This is a genomic window from Luteibacter anthropi, from assembly GCF_023699965.1.
GTDB classification, from domain to species: Bacteria; Pseudomonadota; Gammaproteobacteria; order Xanthomonadales; family Rhodanobacteraceae; genus Luteibacter; species Luteibacter anthropi.
In genome coordinates, this window is sequence record NZ_CP077072.1 from 3,746,669 (window position 1) to 3,767,082 (window position 20,414).

19 protein-coding genes and 1 pseudogene are annotated in these 20,414 nt (G+C 66.1%); 10 read left to right on the top strand and 10 right to left on the bottom strand.

The features are described 5' to 3' along the window. Positions 1-1,704: a potassium-transporting ATPase subunit KdpA gene (gene kdpA / locus KR767_RS16050; protein ID WP_250876986.1), complete on the bottom strand. Its 1,704-nt coding sequence runs from the start codon at positions 1,702-1,704 to the stop codon at positions 1-3. Here kdpA and KR767_RS21350 point away from each other — a divergent pair. After that, the gene (locus KR767_RS21350) at positions 1,703-1,831 is read left to right on the top strand and encodes a hypothetical protein (protein ID WP_279588195.1); all 129 of its coding nucleotides are present in this window, start codon (positions 1,703-1,705) and stop codon (positions 1,829-1,831) included. The two genes, kdpA and KR767_RS21350, sit on opposite strands and share 2 nt — an antisense overlap. Here the strand turns inward: KR767_RS21350 and kdpF are convergent. Further along, on the bottom strand, positions 1,812-1,892 hold the full coding sequence (gene kdpF, locus KR767_RS21450; RefSeq protein ID WP_166948580.1) for a K(+)-transporting ATPase subunit F: 81 nt from the start codon (positions 1,890-1,892) through the stop codon (positions 1,812-1,814). The two genes, KR767_RS21350 and kdpF, sit on opposite strands and share 20 nt — an antisense overlap. A gap of 834 nt (positions 1,893-2,726) precedes the next feature. Here kdpF and KR767_RS16055 point away from each other — a divergent pair. From KR767_RS16055 to KR767_RS16065, 3 genes are all read left to right on the top strand, one after another. Then, positions 2,727-3,749, top strand: a complete 1,023-nt coding sequence (locus tag KR767_RS16055; RefSeq protein ID WP_250876987.1) for a CobW family GTP-binding protein — start codon at positions 2,727-2,729, stop codon at positions 3,747-3,749. Between the two features lie 104 nt (positions 3,750-3,853). Then, positions 3,854-5,929 carry a S46 family peptidase gene (locus KR767_RS16060; protein ID WP_250876988.1) on the top strand — a complete coding sequence of 692 codons (2,076 nt, stop codon included), beginning with the start codon at positions 3,854-3,856 and terminating at the stop codon, positions 5,927-5,929. Between the two features lie 280 nt (positions 5,930-6,209). Then, positions 6,210-7,094, top strand: coding sequence for a siderophore-interacting protein (locus KR767_RS16065; protein ID WP_250876989.1), 885 nt, complete (start codon positions 6,210-6,212; stop codon positions 7,092-7,094). 29 nt (positions 7,095-7,123) lie between these two features. Here the strand turns inward: KR767_RS16065 and KR767_RS16070 are convergent, their stop codons facing one another. Beyond that, positions 7,124-8,017 carry an SDR family oxidoreductase gene (locus KR767_RS16070; RefSeq protein WP_250876990.1) on the bottom strand — a complete coding sequence of 298 codons (894 nt, stop codon included), beginning with the start codon at positions 8,015-8,017 and terminating at the stop codon, positions 7,124-7,126. A 93-nt stretch (positions 8,018-8,110) separates the two neighbouring features. Between KR767_RS16070 and KR767_RS16075 the strand changes: the two genes are divergently transcribed. Next, positions 8,111-8,947 (top strand): helix-turn-helix transcriptional regulator, encoded by an 837-nt coding sequence (locus KR767_RS16075; RefSeq protein ID WP_166948035.1) that lies wholly within the window; start codon positions 8,111-8,113, stop codon positions 8,945-8,947. A 66-nt stretch (positions 8,948-9,013) separates the two neighbouring features. On the opposite strand, the gene KR767_RS16080 is transcribed toward KR767_RS16075, so the two are convergent. Then, a complete protein-coding gene (locus KR767_RS16080; protein WP_250876991.1) occupies positions 9,014-9,904 on the bottom strand; it encodes a LysR family transcriptional regulator in 891 nt (296 codons plus the stop codon). A gap of 49 nt (positions 9,905-9,953) precedes the next feature. Between KR767_RS16080 and KR767_RS16085 the strand changes: the two genes are divergently transcribed. Further along, positions 9,954-11,291 carry an MFS transporter gene (locus tag KR767_RS16085; protein ID WP_250876992.1) on the top strand — a complete coding sequence of 446 codons (1,338 nt, stop codon included), beginning with the start codon at positions 9,954-9,956 and terminating at the stop codon, positions 11,289-11,291. A gap of 74 nt (positions 11,292-11,365) precedes the next feature. Here KR767_RS16085 and KR767_RS16090 read toward each other — a convergent pair whose 3' ends face one another. From KR767_RS16090 to KR767_RS16110, 5 genes are all read right to left on the bottom strand, one after another. After that, the gene (locus KR767_RS16090; RefSeq protein ID WP_250876993.1) at positions 11,366-12,769 is read right to left on the bottom strand and encodes an efflux transporter outer membrane subunit; all 1,404 of its coding nucleotides are present in this window, start codon (positions 12,767-12,769) and stop codon (positions 11,366-11,368) included. A gap of 2 nt (positions 12,770-12,771) precedes the next feature. After that, positions 12,772-13,701, bottom strand: coding sequence for an efflux RND transporter periplasmic adaptor subunit (locus KR767_RS16095; protein ID WP_250876994.1), 930 nt, complete (start codon positions 13,699-13,701; stop codon positions 12,772-12,774). Next, positions 13,694-13,888 carry a DUF1656 domain-containing protein gene (locus KR767_RS16100; protein WP_166948027.1) on the bottom strand — a complete coding sequence of 65 codons (195 nt, stop codon included), beginning with the start codon at positions 13,886-13,888 and terminating at the stop codon, positions 13,694-13,696. The genes KR767_RS16095 and KR767_RS16100 overlap by 8 nt, the downstream gene beginning before the upstream one ends. Beyond that, positions 13,878-15,809, bottom strand: a complete 1,932-nt coding sequence (locus KR767_RS16105; RefSeq protein WP_250876995.1) for an FUSC family protein — start codon at positions 15,807-15,809, stop codon at positions 13,878-13,880. Before KR767_RS16105 ends, KR767_RS16100 begins: the two co-directional genes overlap by 11 nt. Before the next feature lie 103 nt (positions 15,810-15,912). Then, entirely contained in the window at positions 15,913-16,812 is a 900-nt protein-coding gene (locus KR767_RS16110; protein ID WP_250876996.1) for a LysR family transcriptional regulator, read from the bottom strand. A 98-nt stretch (positions 16,813-16,910) separates the two neighbouring features. Here KR767_RS16110 and KR767_RS16115 point away from each other — a divergent pair. From KR767_RS16115 to KR767_RS16130, 4 genes and pseudogenes are all read left to right on the top strand, one after another. Then, positions 16,911-18,005, top strand: a pseudogene (locus KR767_RS16115) (NADH:flavin oxidoreductase/NADH oxidase); the annotation flags it as partial. Between the two features lie 276 nt (positions 18,006-18,281). Next, positions 18,282-18,743, top strand: a complete 462-nt coding sequence (locus KR767_RS16120) for a nuclear transport factor 2 family protein (protein ID WP_250876997.1) — start codon at positions 18,282-18,284, stop codon at positions 18,741-18,743. Continuing rightward, positions 18,743-19,297, top strand: a complete 555-nt coding sequence (locus KR767_RS16125; protein ID WP_250876998.1) for a TetR/AcrR family transcriptional regulator — start codon at positions 18,743-18,745, stop codon at positions 19,295-19,297. The genes KR767_RS16120 and KR767_RS16125 overlap by 1 nt, the downstream gene beginning before the upstream one ends. Before the next feature lie 59 nt (positions 19,298-19,356). Further along, the gene (locus KR767_RS16130; RefSeq protein ID WP_345779881.1) at positions 19,357-19,920 is read left to right on the top strand and encodes a DNA-3-methyladenine glycosylase I; all 564 of its coding nucleotides are present in this window, start codon (positions 19,357-19,359) and stop codon (positions 19,918-19,920) included. On the opposite strand, the gene KR767_RS16135 is transcribed toward KR767_RS16130, so the two are convergent. After that, positions 19,911-20,375, bottom strand: a complete 465-nt coding sequence (locus KR767_RS16135) for a carboxymuconolactone decarboxylase family protein (RefSeq protein ID WP_250876999.1) — start codon at positions 20,373-20,375, stop codon at positions 19,911-19,913. The two genes, KR767_RS16130 and KR767_RS16135, sit on opposite strands and share 10 nt — an antisense overlap. Positions 20,376-20,414 lie beyond the last annotated feature (39 nt).

Genomic DNA, 20,414 nt, shown 5'->3' on the forward strand with positions numbered 1-20,414 from the left:
TCAGAAGGTTTGTCCGGCGAGCATCGCCAGGTGTTCGACGATCGGCCCCAGCGCAAGCGCGGGCAGGAAGGTCAGGCCGCCGACGACGAGGATCACGAAGATCAGCAGGCCGGTGAACAGGGGCGTGGCCGTGGGCAGGGTGCCCTGGCTTTCGGGGACGTTGCGTTTGGTGGCCAGCGAGCCGGCTACGGCAAGCATGGGCAGCAGGGTGAAGTAACGACCCAGCAGCATCGCCAGTCCGATCGTGGTGTTGAAGAACGGCGTGTTCGCATTGAGGCCCGCGAAGGCCGAACCGTTGTTCGCCGTGCCTGAGGTGTAGGCGTAGATAAGCTCGCTGAAACCGTGTGGACCCATGTTGGCGAGGCTGGCGGGAGCATCGGGCCATACGGCGGCCAGGGCGGTAAAACCCAGGATGCAGAACGGATGGGCCAGCACGGCGATCATCACGTACTTGATCTCGCGCGCCTCGATCTTCTTGCCGAGGAATTCCGGCGTGCGGCCGATCATCATGCCCACCAGGAACACGGTGAGGATGGCGTAGGCCACGAGGTTGATGAAACCGACGCCCACACCGCCGAATACGTCGTTGAGCATCATCAGCGACAGCGGTACGAGGCCACCCAGCGGCGTGAGCGAGTCGTGCATCGCATCGACCGAACCCGTGGTGGCGGCGGTGGTCACGGCGACGAAGGCGCTGGTCTGTGCGATGCCGAAGCGGGTTTCCTTGCCCTCCATGTTGCCGCCGGCCTGCATGGTGCTGGCCTGCTGATCGATGCCCATGCCGGCGAAGGCGGGGTTGCCGTGTTGTTCCGCCGTGTACACCACGCAGAGGAAACCCACGAACATCACGACGAAGGCAGCGAGGAAGGCCCAGCCCTGGCGACGGCGCATCAGCATGCGGCCAAAGGCATACGTGAGCGCCGAGGGCACGAGGAACATCGCCAGCATGTGCAGCGTATTGGTGAGGGGCGTCGGGTTCTCGAACGGGTGCGCGGCATTCATGCCGAAGAAGCCGCCGCCATTGGTGCCGATGTGCTTGATGGCTTCGAGGCTGGCCACCGGGCCGGTGACGATGTGCTGCGTGATGCCTTCCAGCGTGGTGGCATCGACGCTGCTGGCGAGGGTCTGCGGCATGCCCTGCCATACGTACACCAGCGAGAGCAGCAGGCAGGCCGGCAGCAGCACGCGCCAGGTGACGCGGGTGAAGTCCACCCAGTAGTTGCCCACATCACGGGCTTCGCGTTGGGCGAGGCCACGGATGAAGGCCGCGCAGCCGGCGATGCCCGAGGCGGCACTGACCGTCATCAGGAAGGTGATCACGGCCATCTGCGAGAAGTTGGACAGGCTGGATTCGCCGGAGTACGACTGCCAGTTCGTGTTGGTGATGAACGAGGCGGCGGTGTTGAACGCAAGATCGGGCGTTTGCGAGGGGCGTTGCAGGGCGTCGAAGGGCAGCAGCGACTGCACGCGTAGCAGGGCGTAGCCGAGCAGCATCATGGCGGCGTTGCTGAGCACCAGGGCAAGGCCGTAGCGTTTCCAGTCCATGCCGTTGCCGGCATCGACGCCGAGCAGGCGGTAGGTGAGGCGTTCGGGCAGCGCGTGCGCCGTGTCCGTGAGCACATGGGTGAGCCAGCGGCCGGCCACCACCACGAGGGCGGCCATGGCGGCGAGTACGAGGGCGAACTGGAGCAGGTCGATGGACATGGCTTCAGATCCGGTCCAGCGCGACGACGAACAGCGCGGTGACGGCAAAGAACAGTGCCGCCACCGCCAGGAAGACGATGTCGTTCATAACATCCTCGATAAAGCGGTCAGAACCGCTCGGGTTTGATCAGCGCATAGCCCAGGTAGGCAAACAGCGCGACGAGAAGAAGACCGCCGAGCCAGCTCATGGCGCGGCGGTCGCGGTGGTGGGGAAGGGCATGGCAGGCTCCGTGAGTGAACAGGCGATCAGCGTAGGAGCGGGCCTTTCAAGACGGCACCGAGATGGGCCACCGGCGTATAAAGGCGGTATCAAGACTGTCCGGAGCATTCCCGTGCCGACTGCCGAACCGTGCCCGATCTGCCAGGGACTGGGGCAGGTGACCTATGTGGACGAGGAAGTCGGCTGCCAGGTCAGCGAGCCCTGCTGGGCCTGCACCCCCGATCCCCAACCCTGTAGGAGCGCGCCTTGCGCGCGACCGGCATAACCGGGCGCCCACGTCTCCGACCGGTCGCGCGCGGGCGCGCTCCTACAAGAGCGCGCCCCGCATGACTCGCCACAACCCTGTAGGAGCGCGCCTTGCGCGCGACCGGAATAGCCGGGCGCTCACGTCTCCGACCGGTCGCGCGCAGGCGCGCTCCTACAAGAGCGCGCCCCGCATGACTCGCCACAACCCTGTAGGAGCGCGCCTTGCGCGCGACCGGAATAGCCGGGCGCTCATGTCTCCGAACGGTCGCGCGCAGGCGCGCTCCTACAAGAACGCGCCCTGCATAACTCGCCACAACCCTGTAGGAGCGCGCCTTGCGCGCGACCGGGGTAACCGGGCGCTCATGTCTCCGACCGGTCGCGCGCAGGCGCGCTCCTACAAGAACGCGCCCTGCATAACTCGCCACAACCCTGTAGGAGCGCGCCTTGCGCGCGACCGGGGTAACCGGGCGCTCATGTCTCCGACCGGTCGCGCGCAGGCGCGCTCCTACGGGAAGACTGGATTGTTATGATGTAACATTTCGGCATGCCCTCCGTCATGAACAAACCGAACGGGCCGCTCTCCCTGGGCGCCGTCCGCATACCGCCTTCGCTGGACGATCGCGTCCCGGTCTTCGTGCTGACCGGCTTTCTCGGTAGCGGCAAGACGACCCTGCTCAACCGGGTGCTCGCAAACGAGCCCGGACCCACCACCCTCGTGGTGGTCAACGAATTCGGCGACATCGGGCTGGATCACGCACTCATGGTCCACGCCCACGACGACGGCGTGGTGGAACTGGCCGGAGGCTGCATCTGCTGCTCGCTCAACGGCGACCTGGGCCGCACGCTGGCCGACGCTATCTGGCGTTTCTCGCGCAAGGGAGAGCGCCAGTTCCAGCGGGTCGTGGTAGAAACCACCGGCCTCGCCACGCCGGCCGGCATCACCCGCACCCTGCATCGCGACCATCGTGTGGCGGCCTACTACCGCCTTGCCGGCATCGTGACCGTGGTGGACGCGGAAACCGTGCTCTCCAGCCGCCACGACCACCCCGAGGTGGTTCAGCAGGTGGAAGCTGCGGATCGTCTGGTGGTCAGCAAGCTCGACCGGGTAGGCAAGGCCGTGCGCCCTCGCGTCGAGGAATGGCTGCGACGGACGAACCCGCTGGCCAGCGTGGCCGACGGCTCGACGGATGACCCGTTCGAGGTCAGCCCCATTTCCTGGCGACTGGTGGGTGCAGCGGAAGACCCAGCGGGCTACCACGGGACCATGCCCAGCCGCTCCCTGTCCATCGATGCCCCCGTAGACGAAGAGGCCTTCGCCGGCTGGCTCGACCTGCTGCTGGCCGCCGCCGGACCGGCGTTGCTGCGGATGAAGGGCATCGTGCATGTGCAGGGCGACGATGCGCCTCGCGTGGTCCACGCCGTCCAGGGCACGGCGTATCCGGCCGAACGGCTGGCACCCCGACCCATGGACGCCCGTGGCACCCGCCTGGTGCTGATCGGCCACGCCCTGGCGCAGCCCGACGTGACGGCCCTGCTCGCCGTCGCGCCGCTGCTGTTTCCGGGCCTGGCCGTCGCCTGAGGCGTACCATGACTTCCCGCAGGCTCCCGGCCTGGACGTATTTGTTACAAAGTAACATTTGCGGTCGCCACTCCGGCGGCCACGTTCATGAGGAGAAGCGTTCGATGCGGTATCTCAAGGGAACGATGCTCGGCGTGCTTCTGGTCGCCACGCCCGCCGCCTTCGCGGACGAAGGCATGTGGACGCTGGACCACCTGCCGTTGCAGCAGATGAAACAACGCTACGGGTTTGCGCCGGATGCGGCGTGGATATCCCGCGTGCAGAAATCCACCGTGCGGCTGGCCGAAGGGTGTTCGGGCTCCTTCGTGTCGCCCGATGGCCTGGTGATGACCAACCACCATTGCGCGAACAGCTGCCTGTCCCAGCTTTCCACCACGGGCAACTTCATGGAAAACGGCTTCTCGGCATCGCGCCGCGAAGACGAGCCGAAGTGCCCCGAAGTGGAGCTCAACCAGCTCGACACGATCACCGACGTCACCGACAAGGTGCTCGGCGCACTGAACGGCAAGGATGGCGCAGAGCGCATCAAGGCCGAGCGTGCCGTGGAAAGCGACGTGGAAAAGGGCTGCGTGGCCGGTGATGCGAAAGCCTGGCGCTGCGACGTGGTGAAGCTCTACAACGGCGGCCGCTACGCGCTGTACAAGTACAAGCGCTTCCAGGATGTGCGCCTGGTATTCGCACCGGAACAGTCCATCGCCTTCTTCGGCGGCGATCCGGACAACTTCAATTTCCCGCGCTACGACCTCGACGTGACCTTCTTCCGCGCCTACGTCGACGGTAAACCGGCAAAGACCCCGGATTACCTGCCGTTCTCGCCCAAGGGCCCCAAGGCCGGCGACATGACCTTCGTGGTCGGCAACCCCGGCTCCACGCAGCGTGCGGTGCCGTGGGCACAGCTGGAAGACATGCGCGATCACAAGCTCGTGCCTTCCGTGGCTTTCCTGTCCGAGCTTCGCGGCGTGCTGTGGGAATACGGTCGTCGTGGCGACGAGCAGGCCAAGCAGGCACAGGACCTTCTCTTCGGTTTCGACAATTCGCTGAAGGTCTATCGTGGCTGGCTCGAAACCCTGACCGACAAGCGGTTCCAGCAGACCAAACAGCAGGATGACGCTGCACTGCGCCAGTGGATCGCAGCGGATGGCTCGCGTCGCGAGAAGTTCGGCGATCCCTGGGCCGATCTTGCCAAGGCCCAGTCGAAGGCCCTGGAACTTCGTGACCGCTTCAACCTGCTGGAGAACGGACGTGGCTTCGACGTCGGCGGCCAGCTGTTCATGCAGGCGCGTACGCTGGTGCGAGCGGCTGCGGAACGCGGAAAACCCGACGGTGAACGCCTGCCGGAGTATCGCGATGCAAACCTCCCTGCACTGGAGCAACAGGTGGTTTCCACCGCGCCGGTGTATCCCGCGTTCGAAACCACCCTGATGAGCTGGTCGCTGGAAAAGCTGCGCCAGATCCTGGGTGCAGACGATCCGTTCGTGAAGCAGGTACTCGGCACGCACTCTCCGGCTCAGGTGGCCGACTCACTGGTCAAGGGCACGAAGCTTGCCGATCCTGCTGCGCGCAAGGCGTTGTGGGAAGGTGGTGAGACGGCCATCGCGGCATCGAATGATCCGATGATCGTGCTCGCGCGGTCCGTCGATCCGGAAGCGCGTGCCATCCGCAAGCAGTACGAGGATGAAGTGTCCGCACCGACGTCGAAGGCGGAAGAAGCCATCGCGCAGGCACGCTTCGCGCGCGACGGTACGTCGAACTATCCCGATGCCACCTTCTCGCCGCGCCTGAGCTTCGGCAAGGTGGTGGGCTGGAAGGAGAAGGGCAAGGACGTGCCTCCGTTCACCGACTTCGCCGGTGCGTATACGCGTGCGACAGGTGCCGATCCTTTCCGGCTTCCGGATAGCTGGATCAAGGCCAAGTCGTCGCTCGACCTGTCCACGCCGTTCGATTTCGTCACCGACAACGACATCATCGGCGGCAATTCGGGCAGCCCGGTGATCGACAGGGAGGGCCACGCCATTGGCCTCATCTTCGACGGCAACATCCATTCGCTGGGTGGCGATTTCACCTTCGACGGCACGATGAACCGCGCGGTGGCGGTGGATACCGCGGCATTGCTGGAAGCCGTACGCAAGGTCTATCACCTCCCGGAACTGGCCAAAGAACTCGAGGGCAAACGCCAGTAAAAGGCTCTTGTAGGAGCGCGCCTTGCGCGCGACCGTTATGGCCCGTACCTGGCCGGCCGCAGCAGCGTTCGGCGGAATGGTGATCGCCAAAAGCGGTCGCGCGCGAGGCGCGCTCCTACATGGGCGGCGAGGCGTGCGTTTTGCGCACGCCTCGATTTACCCGCGGTAACTTGCGAAGCCTGCGCCCAGGGCGCAGACTTGCCTTCCAGCCACGCGCCGCATTGCCGGTCGACGCAGCCACCCTTGCTGCCCGTATCGGGCATGGTGATGTGGAGTGGTCATGGTCGACAGTTATCGTTTCTTCGATACGGTGGTCAAACACCGGATCGTGTTGAGCCCTTCGATGGTGCGTTTCGTGTTCACGGGTGAGGATGTCGCCGGCATGGCGTTTCCCGGACCCGACCAGCGCATCAAGATGTTCTTCCCCGAACAGGCCGGCCAGCGGCCGGAGTTGCCACGCGGCCCCGACTGGATTGCTGCCTTCCGCGCACTCGACGACGCATCGAAACCCGCGATGCGCACATACACCATCCGGGCCTTGCGTGCGGATGTCGCGGAAGTGGACATTGATTTCGCGGTGCACGGAAGCATCGGCCCCGCATCCCGCTGGGCGCTGGAAGCGAAAGAGGGTGATCCTATGGTGCTGTTCGCGCCGGATGCGCGCGCAGAGCACGACTCGCGCGGCTATGAGTGGCATCCGCCGCAGGATGTCGATCGCGTACTGATCGTGGCGGATGAGAGCGCACTGCCTGCCGTGGCTTCGATTCTCGATCACATCGCGGCATCGCCATCGCGCCCGCGCATCGAGGCGCTTATCGAGGTGCCCACCGAAGCAGACCGCCTGCCATTGGCAGCCCTCGAAGGGCTGAGCGTCCGCTGGCTGCCACGCGATCACGCGTACGACTATGGCCAGCGCTTGCTGGAAGCCCTGCGTGACGTGCCATTGCCGCGTCACGGTGTGGATGCCGCCGTGACGGACATCGACGTGGACAACGACATCCTCTGGGAGCAGGCCAGCGGTGGCGATGGCGCGTTCTACGCGTGGATCGCCGGCGAAGCAGCGGCGGTGCTGGATATCCGCCGCCATCTCGTCAACGAACGGGGCGTCGATCGCAAGGCCATGAACCTCATGGGCTACTGGCGCAAGGGACGTTCGCTGGACTAGCGCAGCATGGCTTCCGTGCCTGGCTTCAGTCAGCGGTGGAAGTATTGCGCCTTCATGTCATCGAGCAGGCTGGGATGGCCCGCGTCTTCCCAGCCCAGGGCTGCCCGGGTCTGCGCTGCGGAGGCCGGTACATCCAGGGCGGTGAAACGGGCGAACCAGGCGAAATGCGCGGCGGCATCTTCCGGCGTAAGTGCCTGCACGGGCACGTTGAGTTCGCGGCCGATCGTGCCCGCGATGTCGCGGAACGGCACGCCTTCTTCCGTCACCGCGTGATAACGGGCACCCCGGCTGCCTCGTTCGACGGCGAGTCGAAAGACGCGGGCGGCATCGAAGCGATGTACGGCCGGCCAGCGGTTTGCGCCATCGCCCACATAGGCTGCCACGCCCTTGTCCCGTGCAACGTTGACCAGATGCGGCACGAAACCGTGATCGCCATCGCCATGCACGGTGGGCGGAAGTCGCACCACCATGGCGTGGACTCCGCGTGTCGCGACGGCTTCCGCGGCCGCTTCCGATGCGCGTGGGTACGCGGGCGAGACGGGAAGTGATGCGGTGTCTTCGGTGGCCAGGCGCCCATGTTCCATATGCCCCAGGCCTGACGTGATCACAAAGGGTTTTGTCGAGCCATCCAATGCGTTGCCGATGGCGTCGATGGCGCGACGGTCCAGCTCGCAGTTCTCAAGGAAGCGAGAGAAATCGTGGTTGAACGCGGTGTGGATCACCGCATCGGCTTCGCGGGCGCCCTGGCGCATGCTGTCCAGGTCTTCCAGCGAGCCACGGACGACCCGGGCGCCGGTGGCGGCCAGCGCTTTAGCACCGGCATCCGAGCGCACGAGACCACTGACCTCGTGCCCATGGGCAAGCAGTTCCTTGACGACGGCCGAGCCGACGAAGCCGGTGGCCCCGGTAACGAATACGTGCATGGTGTTGCTCCATCGTTGGTCGATGGCGTTACTCTTGTCTCCATGGATATCGGGGTAAAGTCGTGACGTTATACGGGTATAAGGACTAACAGGATGGCGACGACCACAGCGAACGCGGACCTGCTCGGTGTGTTCCTGAAGGACCGCCGCGCCAAACTCGACCCGGCTGCCCTGGGTTTCACGACCGCGCGCCGACGCACGCCTGGATTGCGACGGGAAGAAGTCGCGCAACGAGCCAGCATCAGCGCCACCTGGTACACATGGCTGGAGCAGGGCCGCGGCGGCGCACCTTCGGCCGAGGTTCTGGAGCGTATCGCGCAAGCCTTGATGCTCACCGACGCCGAGCGCGAACACCTGTTCCTGCTTGCGCTCGGTCGCTCGCCGGATGTGCGCTACGTGGAAGACGACAGCGTGACCCCGCGCCTGCAAAGAGTGCTGGATGCCTTTGCCATCAGCCCTGCCTTCGTGAAGACGCCGCTATGGGACATCGTGGCCTGGAACCGGGCCGCCACCATGGTGCTGACGGACTACGGCAAGCTGCCGCCCGAGCGCCGGAATGTACTCCGGCTCATTTTCCAGGATTCGTACGTTCGCGAGGCTCAGTTCGACTGGGAAGGCGTGGCGCGTTTCGTCGTGGCTGCCTTTCGTGCGGATGTGGCACGCGCAGGCGTGGCGTCGAAAGCGGAGGGCCTTGTCGCGGAACTATGCAGTTCAAGTGCTGATTTCGAGGCGATGTGGCGTAGCAACGACGTGCGCGGCTATGGCGCCGGGCTGAAGCGCCTTCGCCACCATGCGCTGGGCCCGATGAGTTTCGAATACTCATCCTTCATCGTAGACGGCCGCCCCGACCTCAGCCTCGTGGTGTACAACCCGGCCACACCGGAAGATGCCGACCGCTTGACCACCCTGATGCGCAACACCCCCCTGTAGGAGCGCGCCTTGCGCGCGACCGGGTTGTCGCGTGTCGCGATAACCGGTCGCGCGCAAGGCGCGCTCCTACAGGGAGCAGGTTTCGCGGACACAGGTGCGCAGCCACGCGTGCGTCGCATCGCCATCCATGCGCGGGTGCCAGAGCATCGACAGGGTTATCGACGGAATATCGACGGGTAGCGGGAATGCATGCATGCCCTCGTGCAGGGCACGCGTATGACGCTCGGGCACCGTGGCGACGAGATCGGTGGCGCGGGCCAGCGCAAGGGCCGGCCCGAACCCGCTGACGATCACCGCGACATCGCGTTGCAGGCCGAGCGCCTCCAGCGCGTCGTCGACGACACCGCGATCAGGCGCGCGGCGGGACACCAGGACGTGGCTTGCCGCGGCGTAGTCGCGGGCATCGGGTAGTCGCTGTGCCAGCGGGTGTTCCTGGCGCACGACACCGACGAAGCGATCCTCGAACAACGCACGCGTGCGGATTTCCGGGCTCGTGCTGGTACCGACCACGCCGGTTTCCAGATCGACGCTGCCATCCCGCAAAGGGGTGCTTCCCTTGCGCACCTTCTGTACGAAACGCAGTCGCACGGCCGGTGCATCGGCACGCAGGCGGCTGATAAGTGTGGCCCCAAAGCTTTCGGCGAAGCCATCGCTGCAAAGCAGGGTGAAGGTGCGTGAAAGCTGAGAGAGATCCGGTGCATGCGCCGGTTTCAACACGGCATCCGCATCGCGCACGAGTTGGGCGACACGATCACGTAGTTCCAGCGCGCGTGGCGATGGCACCAGTGCGCTGCCGGCCCGCACCAGCAACGGATCGCCGGTGGCCTCGCGCAGTCGCGCAAGCGCCCGGCTCATGGCCGAAGGGCTCAGCTGCAGCCGCCGTGCGGCGGCCGCTACGCTGCCCTCGGCGAGCAGGACATCGAGGGTGAGCAGCAGGTTGAGGTCGGGCTGCGACATGGCGCGGACGATACCATGCGACATGGCGTGCCACGCAGGTAGTCAATGCATGCGTCGCGCCTTCCGTGACGGCGGGGACGGCACTACGCTGATGTCATCCCTTTATTGCGAGAGCACTCCGTTGAACCTCTCTTCCGTGTCCGGAGAGCGCTCCGGGCAGCGCTCGGCCGCGCCTTCGGCCCGGCCCGCGCTTGCCGCCCTTTCGTTGTGCATGCTCATGTCGTCGCTGGGCACCAGCATCGCCAACGTCGCACTGCCCACCTTCGCCCGGGTGTTCGGCAGCAGCTTTCACGATGCGCAGTGGGTGGTGATCGTGTACCTCGTGGCCGTGACGGCCCTCGTCGTGGTAGCTGGTCGGGTCGGTGACCATGTTGGGCATCGCCGGCTGCTGCTTGCCGGGTTGCTGCTGTACACCTGGGCGTCGCTGTTCTGCGGACTTGCCCCTTCGCTGCCCTGGTTGTTGCTCGCCAGGGCGCTGCAAGGCGCCGGCGCAGCGGTGATGATGGCGCTTACGCTGGCCTTCGTGGCGGGTACGGTGCCCCGGGAGCGCATTGGTTCGGCGATGGGCTGGCTTGGCACCACGTCGGCCATAGGCACCGCACTGGGGCCGTCGCTTGGCGGCATCCTGCTCGCGACGCTGGGCTGGCGGGCGATCTTCCTGGTCAGTATTCCGCTGGGAATGCTGGCGATCGTCTTCGCCTGGCGTTACCTGCCTGCCGACGAAGTCAACGAAACGCGTGCGCAGGCACCGCGGCTGGATTTCGGACTGCTGCGCGACCGTCGTCTTGCCATGGGCTGTGTCGCCAACCTGCTGGTCACTTCCGTGATGATCGCGACGCTGGTGGTCGGGCCGTTCTATTTGTCCAATGCTCTCGGACTTACCACCGCAGGCGTGGGCCTGGCGATGTCGTGCGGGCCGGTGGTCTCGGCAGTGACGGGCATCCTGTCGGGTCGCCTGGTGGACCGACATGGCGCGGATCGCATCGGCATCCTGGCCCTCGGATGCATGGTGGCCGGTGCGGCTGCGCTGGTGCTTGTCCCGTTGCGATACGGATTGCCGGGTTACCTGCTTGCGTTGCTCGTGTTGACGCTGGGCTATGCCACGTTCCAGGCGGCAAACAACACGGCGGTCATGGCGGGGGTGCCCGGAGGGCGTCGTGGACTTGTGTCGGGTTTGTTGAATCTGTCGCGCAATCTTGGGCTGGTGGCGGGGGCTTCGCTGCTTGGTGCGGTGTTTGCGCACGGGGTGGGGCGCGATGATGTAGCGGCCGCTGTGCCTGCTGCCGTGGCGGCGGGCATGCATCTGACCTTCATGGTGGCAACCGGATTACTCCTGGTGGCGTTCTGGAGCGCAGCGTGGTCAAAGTCACGACAACCCCACCTGTAGGAGCGCGCCTTGCGCGCGACCGCTACGGAGCCATGCGCGAATCACTCCGTAGCGGTCGCGCGCAAGGCGCGCTCCTACAGGGGTGGGGTGTTCCATCCTGCGCCCAGGGCCTTGTACAGCGCGATGCCGGCGTCGAGTTCGTCCTGGTCGTTCAGTAGTCGTGCGTCGCGTGCGGTGTTGAGCGAGCGTTGCGCGGTGAGCACGGGCTGGTAGCCGCTGAGGCCCTGGCGATAAAGCCGCGTCGCGCGATCCAGCGCCGCGCGGCTGTCGTCGATGGCCGCCATGAGGTATTCGCGGCGGCGCCTTGCCGTGTCCAGGCCGGTGAGCGCGTCTTCCACATCGCGCAGGGCGAGGCGAACATCGCGCTCCCATGCAAGCCGCGCCGCCTGCGCTTCCGCTTCGGCATGAACGACGTTGGCGCGGTTGCGGCCACCGTCATAGACCGTCTGGCTCCCTGCGAATGCCAGGCTCCACGATGCGCTCGCCGCGCTGAAGAGATCATGGAGCAGGTGGGCGTCGGTACCCAGCGACAACGGAATGCTGAAGCGTGGATAGCGTGCCGCTTCGGCGACACCGATATCCGCTGTGGCAGCGGCAAGGCGACGTTCGTCCGCGCGCAGGTCGGGGCGCTGGCGGATCACGTCCGAAGGCATGGACAGCGGTAAACGTGGCGGCAGCAGCGGTGTGGGTGCTGTCGCCTGCAAGGCTTCTTTCCAGTCGCCGGGGAAGCCACCGGCAAGCACGCCGATCGCGTGGGTAAGACGTGCGATACCCGCTTCAAGCTGTGCCGGCTGTGCTTGTGCGGCTTCACGTTCGGCGCGGGCCTGCCGGTAATCGGCTTCGGTGCCCAGCCCCGCGTGCCAGGCGCGCTCGGCGATACGCTCGCTATCACGTAGCGTGTCGATGTTTTCCTGCGCAACCGCCAGGCGTGCCTGCGTCATGCGCAGCTGGCCGTAGTCGGTCGCCAGTTCGGCGAGCAGCGCAACGCGCAATGCGTAGCCATCGGCTTCGACGGCCGATACGCGTGCATCCGCCGCTTCGAGGTTGCGATGCAATCCACCGAACAGGTCCAGCTCCCAGCTGGCGTCGATGCCTGCATCATAGGCTTGCGTTACGCCGCCCCCCGGTGGATCGGTGCGTCGGCTGGTGCGCAAGGTCTGCAGGCTTCCGCGTGCGCCCACACTGGGCCCCAGGCCTGCCGCTGCGATACTGCGGTCGGCCCTGGCCTGTTGCAGGCGGGCCAGGGCAATGCCGAGATCCTGGTTGCTCGCGAGCGCCTGGTCCACGAGCCGGTCGAGCAGGGGATCGTCGAAACGCCGCCACCAGGTGCGCAGCGATTCGACGTCGGCCGGGGTCATGCCGTCGTGCGACTGGCTCCAGCTCGAAGGCAGCGAGGCGCGTGGTGGATGGTAATCCGGACCCACGGTGGCGCAGGCCACCAACGTGCCGGCCATGGCGACAACGAGCAGGCTTTTCATCGTCACATCCACTCGTGCAGCCAGGTGGTCAACCGGCCTTGCGAGCCGTCACGGCCGGCGGGATCGCCGACATCCACGCTGCCCGTCATGCCCGCCACGAGGGTCACGCCGGGAGGCAGTTCGCCGAGTTCGATGCGCACGGGAATACGCTGGGCCAGCCGTATCCAGCTGAAGCTGGGCTCCACGCTGGGCAGGCCGGTGGCGTCAGCCTGCTCGTTGGTATCGGTAATGCCTCGCCCGATGCTGTGCACGCGACCGGGCACGATCGCGTCGTATCCCATGAGGCGAATGCGAGCGGCGGCGCCGGGATGCACCTGGCGAAGCTTGGTTTCCTCGAAATACCCGGTGAACCAGAAACTGTGCGCATCGAGCAGCGCCAGCGCAGGCTGGCCGGCCACGGCGTAGTCACCGTTGCGCAGGCGCAGATGGGTGATGTAGCCATCCGTCGGCGCGTGCAGCTCGGATCGGTGCAGATCCAGCCGCGCGAGGTCCAGCGTCGCCTGCGCACGGCGCTGCGCGGCCCGGGCCAGGGCGATGGCGCGTTGCGCCTGCTGGATGTCTTCGCGCGGCACGAGGTCGTCCATGCCCTTGCGACGCTGCGCGTCCTCGATTTTCTGCGCGAGGGTTTCGCTGGCGGCATCGAGCGCGGCTTCCGCATCGTCCACGGCGACGCGGAAGCGTTCCGGGTCGATGCGATAGAGCACATCGCCTTTCTTCACGTACTGATTGTCTGCGACCGCCACGTCCACGACGGTGCCAGACACTTCGGGAGCGATGCGCACCACCTGGGCACTGACACGACCGTCGCGCGTCCATGGGGCAAGTACATAGGCACGCCATAGCGATACGACGAGCAGGGCCGCCGCCGCCACGGCGGCGAGGGTGAGCAGGGCGCGGGCAAGCCGCTTCAACAGGGGGAGGGCATCAGACATGGAGGATCAGCAATGAAAGCAGGATGACGGAAAGCGCGAACTCGAACAGCGCGGGATGCCACGCATGACGGAGCACGCCCAGGCGGGCCAGCAGGTGGCGGAGCACGACGAAGACGAGGCCGGCCACGCAGGCGTAGACGAAGAACGGCGGCAGGTAGATGCCCGCGATGGAGAATTCACTGAGCACGGGATGAATAAGACCCTGGTGTGAAGTAATCGGCATGCCGGTCGAGCAGGGCGGCGATGTCGGCAAAGGCGTCGGCGGCGCAAGGCGATGCATCGCGCAACTGGCGCGAAGCCCGGCGTGCATGGCGGGCAGCCGTCATGGGCATGCTGCTACGGCGAGCCATGCAGGCGAGCGCATGGCGTATGGACCGGGTTGTATCGTCGGCTTCGCGCAGTGCGCGCAGGCGGAGCAGGTCGCGGCCGAGATGCAGGCTGGCGAGCGCATCGGTCAAGGCGGCATCGAGCTGCTGTGGCCGGGTTTTGAGCATGGCGCCCAGTTGCGCAAGCCGGTGCTGTTGCCGCCAGCGCCATGCACTTGTCGACGGCGTGGCGCCACGCAGGATCGAAAGGCTGGCATCGCGGATGTGCAGGCGCAGGCGTTCCAGGTCACGCGCGGGCTGCTTCGGCAGCACGACGCGAAAGGCGAGCACGGTGAACGCGGTGGCGAACAGCCAGGACAGCGACCAGTTCAGGAACTGGGCCAGGTCGTAGTGCATGGGATTGGCGGCGCTGGTGAGCGTGTTGAAGCCAACCAGGTAGGCGAGTGCGGCCAGGCCGTGTCGCGGCAGCGTGGTGGCATAGATGCCCGGTATCCAGAACAGCGCCAGGGACACCAGCAGCAAGGGCATGCCATCGATATGCGGCAGGATGCCGAAGGCGCAGACAAAGGCGGCAGGCACCGCCACGACCGTGCCCTTGAAGAAGCCCCAGGCACCGGCCGCAGGGTCGGGGGCCAGGGCCAGCAAGGCGCAATAGGGCGCCACGATCAGCAGCATCATGTCGCCGTCGGTCCAGCCGGTGACGAGCCAGAAGGCACCAGCGAGGATCAGCGTGATCGCCGCGCGCAGCCCATTGCGCCACGCGCCACGGTAGTCGCGATGAAAGGCCACCGGCGCGGCGTTGCGTGGCAGCGTGCGGTGCAGGCCTTCGATGCCATCCAGTGCGGCAAGAAAGTCGTCGATCTGTCCGGCAAGGCGTGCATGCGCCATGCATTCGCGCGATAGCAGGTGACGCGCATGCTTCAGCCGTGCGCGTGCGTGGCCGGTATCACCGTTGCCCAGCGCATCGGCGGCATCCTGCCATGCCTTCGCCCATCCTCCGGGCGCCCGTGCTTCGGTTTCCACCGCCGTGGCGAACAGCGACACCATGGCATGGCGGATCGATGCCGCACGCCGGGCCACATCTTCGGATTCGGCCTTGCCCAGCGAGAGCAGGTCGTCCACGCCGTAGATGTCGCCGAGCACGGCCCGTCGCTCGGGTGACAGGCGCGAGGTTCCCGAGGCGATCTGCTGCGCCACGCTTGCCGCGACGTGGGCGGCCAGTCGCGACAGCAGGGCTTCCAGCCGGCCGCGTACGCTGCGTGTGCCGGTGAGCGCGAAGACGAGGGCCAGGCACACCACCCCGATCAGCACGGTGGAGCCGCGTCCGACGATGTGTTCGAAGGCGTGTTCCGGATGCTGCATGGCGCCGAAGGTGGCGAGGCCCACGGTGTAACCGGCGACGACCGCGCCGGTGCCACGGAAGTGACGCAGCACGCTCATGCCGGCTACGCACAAGCCCAGCCAGATGCCGAAGCCGATCACGAACAGCCAGGGCTTCTGGGCAAATGCGGCCATCAGCGCGAACGAGGCGAGCATGCCGCCCAGTGTGCCGATGAAACGCCACGCGCCCTTGCCGATGGCGGCGCCCTGCACGGGATTGACCACCAGCAGCACGGTGGACGCCGCCGAGTACGGCGTTTCCAGTTCCAGCAGGTAGGACACGGTGATCGCCAGCGCGGCGGCCAGCACCGAGCGCATCACATAGCGGGCGCGGGGTGTACCGAGATCCAGCCAGCGCAGCGCGTCGGTAAGGTATGGGATGGAAGTGGTGAGGGAGCGCACGGGTGAGCCGGAAGAGCGAGGTCCGGCTCATGGTGGTTGTTGCGAATGATTCGCAAAAGTTACGTGTCCGCACTCCATGAGTGCGTCCGGTGCAATGGTGGACTCAGTGCCCGCAGAGCTGGCGGATCGTACGCCGCAACCAGCGATGCGCCGGATCGTTCTGCCAGCGCGGGTGCCAGGTCTGGCTGATGTCCACCGGTTCCAGCGGCACGGGCAGCTCGAACAGCTGTACATCCAGGCCGGCGCGCAGGACACCTTCGGCGAGCTGGTTCGGCAGCGGCAGCAGCAGGTCCGAGTCGAGCAGGGCGAACGCACCGGCGTAGGGTGTCGGCACCACGAGAGGCACCTGCCGGGCAAGGCCCAGGGCTTCCAGTGCGTCGTCGATGGGACCGCGCGCCCTGCCGCGACGGGAAACGCCGATGTGCTGCCACTGTACGAAGCGTTCGGCAGTGGCCGGTCCGTCGAAGAACGGATGCCCCTTGCGCGCCACGCCGACGAAGCGCGTGGAGAACAGCGGCTGCACGCGCATTTCCGGCCCGACAGGGCGGAACGGGTTTACCAGCAGGTCGATGCGTCCGCTGCGCAGCGCCTCGCCGTCGATGTCATCTTCCTCGGGAGTGAAGCGCAAGGTGGCGCGCGGCATCTCTCGGCTCATGGTATCGAGCAGGCGTCCGGCATACATGCCGACGAAGATGTCGTTGGCGCGCACGGCGAAGCGACGTTCGATGCCGGTGAGGTCCACATCGATGCCGGGAGCCAGCAGGGCGGAGGCATCCTCGACGGCCTGGCGCACGCGCTCGCGCATCTCCAATGCACGTGGCGTGGGCACCATCGTGCGTCCGGACTGCACGAACACCGGATCGCCGAGCGCGTCGCGGATGCGGCCCAGCGTGCGGCTCATGGCAGGTGCACTGAGGTTCATGCGACGCGCGGCACCGGCCACGCTGCCTTCGGTCAGCAAGGCATCGAGGGCGATGAGAAGGTTGAGATCGGGAGCGGCCATGCCTTCTATAGTGGACCAGCGCCCGATTTGCGTACAGGAAGACTTGTAGATGACGGATGCGATGCCATAGTCGGCGCATTCCCTTTCCGGAGCCTCCCATGGCACAACCCAGGCTGTTCACCCCGCTGCGTATCCGCAACCTCGAATTGAGCAACCGCATCGTCATCGCGCCGATGTGCCAGTACTCCGCGCAGGAAGGGCGGATGAACGACTGGCACCTCATCCACCTGGGCCAGCTGGCGTTGTCGGGCGCTTCGCTGCTCACCATCGAGGCCTCGGCCGTGCTGCCCGATGCGCGCATCACCTATGGCGACGTGGGCCTGTGGGACGACACCACCGAAGACGCCATGCGTCGTGTGCTGGACGGCGTGCGTCGCTGGTCTACGATGCCTATCGGCATCCAGCTGGCCCATGCGGGGCGCAAGGCATCCTGCGAAGTGCCTTGGGTGGGAGGGCGGCAGGTTGCGCCGGATCATGACAATGGCTGGCAGACGGTGTCCGCGTCGGCGGTGCCGTTCCATGAAGGCGATGTGGCGCCACTGGCGCTGGATCGCGTAGGCATGGACCGCATCCGCGATGCCTTCGTCGAGGCCGCGAAGCGTGCCGACCGGCTCGGCATCGACCTGGTGCAGATCCATGCAGCACATGGGTACCTGCTGCACCAGTTCCTGTCGCCGCTGTCGAACCGGCGCAATGACGAATACGGCGGTTCGCTGGAAAATCGCATGCGTTTCCCGCTGGAAGTATTCCGCGCCGTGCGCGAGGCATTCCCGGCGGACAAGCCGGTGACGGTGCGCGTGTCCGCGACCGACTGGTACGAAGGCGGCTGGGATGTAGAGCAGACCGTCGCTTTCGCCCGGGCGCTGGAGGCTCTCGGCTGCGATGCCATCCATGTGTCCAGCGGTGGCCTGCACGAACACCAGAAGATTGCCGTGGGGCCAAACTATCAGGTGCCGTTTGCCCGCGCGGTGAAGGCGGCGGTGTCGATTCCCGTGGTGGCCGTGGGCCTGATCACGGAGCCGCAGCAGGCCGAGGCCATCGTCTCCACGGGCGACGCGGATGTGGTGGCCCTGGCCCGCACGGTGCTCTACGACCCGCGCTGGCCCTGGCACGCCGCAGCCGAGCTGGGCGCCACGGTGATGGCGCCAAAGCAGTACCTGCGCTCGCAACCGTCGCGCTACCGCCAGTTGTTCCATGCCGAGGGGCCGCTGCAGGCAGCGCCCACCTGGTCGCGCAACGCCGAGGGTCGCTACGTATAGGCGGCGATGACGCTGAAGCCCACCGTGACTTGTAGGAGCGCGCCTCGCGCGCGACAGGTACAAAGTGTTGCCCCCGTTCAAGCCGTAACGTGGTTTGTAACGGGTGGCTCACCGCCTTGACCGGTCGCGCGCGAGGCGCGCTCCTACAAGGGGGATTGAATCCAGTGTACTGATTGGTACACTGGATTCACTTTGGTACGGAGATGCCTCATGCCCCCGCTCGTTCCTCCCTTCACCCACGACACCGCCGTCGCCAAGGTCCGCCTTGCCGAGGACGGCTGGAACAGCCGCGACCCGCGCAAGGTCTCGCTGGCTTACTCGCCCGACAGCCAATGGCGTAACCGTGCCGAATTCGTCACCGGCCGCGAGGCCATCGTGGCCTTCCTCACCCGCAAGTGGGCGAAGGAGCAGGAGTACCGCCTCATCAAGGAACTCTGGGCATATACGGGTGACCGCATCGCCGTGCGCTTCGCCTACGAATGGCACGACGACAGCGGTAACTGGTTCCGCTCCTACGGCAACGAGAATTGGGAATTCGACGAGGCCGGCCTGATGCAACGGCGCTTCGCCTGCATCAACGACCTGCCCATCCGCGAGCAGGAGCGCCGCTTCCACTGGCCGCAAGGGCGTCGCCCGGACGACCACCCGGAGCTGTCGGACCTGGGTCTGTAATGGCGCGCCTGGTCTACGAACGCGCCGACGTGGTGCCCATGCTCGCGGAGGTCTTCCGCGAACTGGGCTATGACGGTGCCAGCATGGCGCGCATCCACGAACGCACGGGGCTGGGCAAGGGCAGCCTTTATCACTTCTTTCCCGGCGGCAAGGACGACATGGCCGCCGCGGTGCTTGCGGACATCGATGCGTGGTTCGAACGCCACCTGTTTGCATCATTGCGTACCGATCCTCCCGCCCGGGCGATCGACACCATGTGGCAGACCGTGGCCAGCTACTTCCAGGGTGGCGGCCGCGTCTGCCTTGTCGGTGCATTTGCACTGGACGGCACGCGGGATCGCTTCGCCATCGCGGTGGCAACGTATTTCGCACGCTGGATCGACGCACTGGCCGATGCACTCGTGCGCGCCGGGCGTGATGCGAAAGCGGCGCGCGATGCGGCGGAAGAGGCCGTTGCCGGCATCCAGGGTGCCATCGTGCTTGCGCGTGCGCTGGATGATCGCGAGACGTTCGCCCGCGCCATGACGCGCCTTGCGCAGCGATTGCGTGCCTGACCTCGACGACGACGCGTAGACGTGAAAAGCTTGGCGTCTTGCGCTTCACGAAGGGAAGAATGATGGACGCCGACACGCGACGTTGTACCTGGACCGGTGCCGATCCGCTCTATTGCGATTACCACGACCAAGAGTGGGGGATCGAGCTGCACGATTCGCGCATGCTCTGGGAGCAGCTGATGCTTGAAGGCTTCCAGGCCGGCCTGTCGTGGATCACCATCCTGCGCAAGCGCGAGTCGTTCCGCAAAGCCTTCAAGGATTTCGATCCGGCCAGGGTCGCCCGTTTCGGCGAGAAGGACATCCTGCGCCTGCTGGACGACCCAGGCATCGTGCGTTCGCGCGCCAAGATCGAGGCCACCATCAACGGTGCGCGCATCTACGAAGCCATGCGCAAGGCCGGCGAGGACTTCGACAGTTACTGCTGGTCGTTCACCGGCGGCAAGGTGATCCGAGGCGACGGTCGCACCTTTCCCACGCAGACGCCGCTGTCCGTCACGATCTCGAAAGACATGAAGAAGCGCGGCTTCAAGTTCGTGGGGCCGACGATCGTCTACGCCTGGATGCAGGCCGTCGGCATCGTCGACGACCATGCACGTGATTGCTTCCGCCGTCGTCAGGCCTGAGCGATCAGCCTGCTGGCGGCCACCGGCGCATTGCGGAATGCCACGCCGAGCCGGTTGTAGGCGCTCATCAACGCGATGGCTACGCTGAGGTCGGCCAGTTCCTTGTCGCTGAATACGGCGGTCGCGGCGGCATAGTCCTCGTCGGGCACGCCGGTGCGATCCACCTGCGCCACGCACTCCGCCCAGGCCAGCGCGGCCTGTTCGCGCGGCGAGAACACGGCACCGGCCTCACGCCAGGCCGAGGTAAGGATCAGCTTCTCGAAGGGCACGCCATGTTTGTGCAGGTCCTGCGAGTGCATGTCGATGCAGTAGGCGCACTGGTTGATCTGCGATACCCGCAGGTACACAAGGTCGATCAGGTCGCCCAGGCCACTGCCGGCGAGGTACTGGTGAACGGCGAAGAGCCCCTTGGTGCTGTCGGGGGCAACCTTGTTGTAGTTGATGCGCTTGCTCATGGTGGCGGTTCCGGGTGTTGTGGATGTCACCAGCTTGCG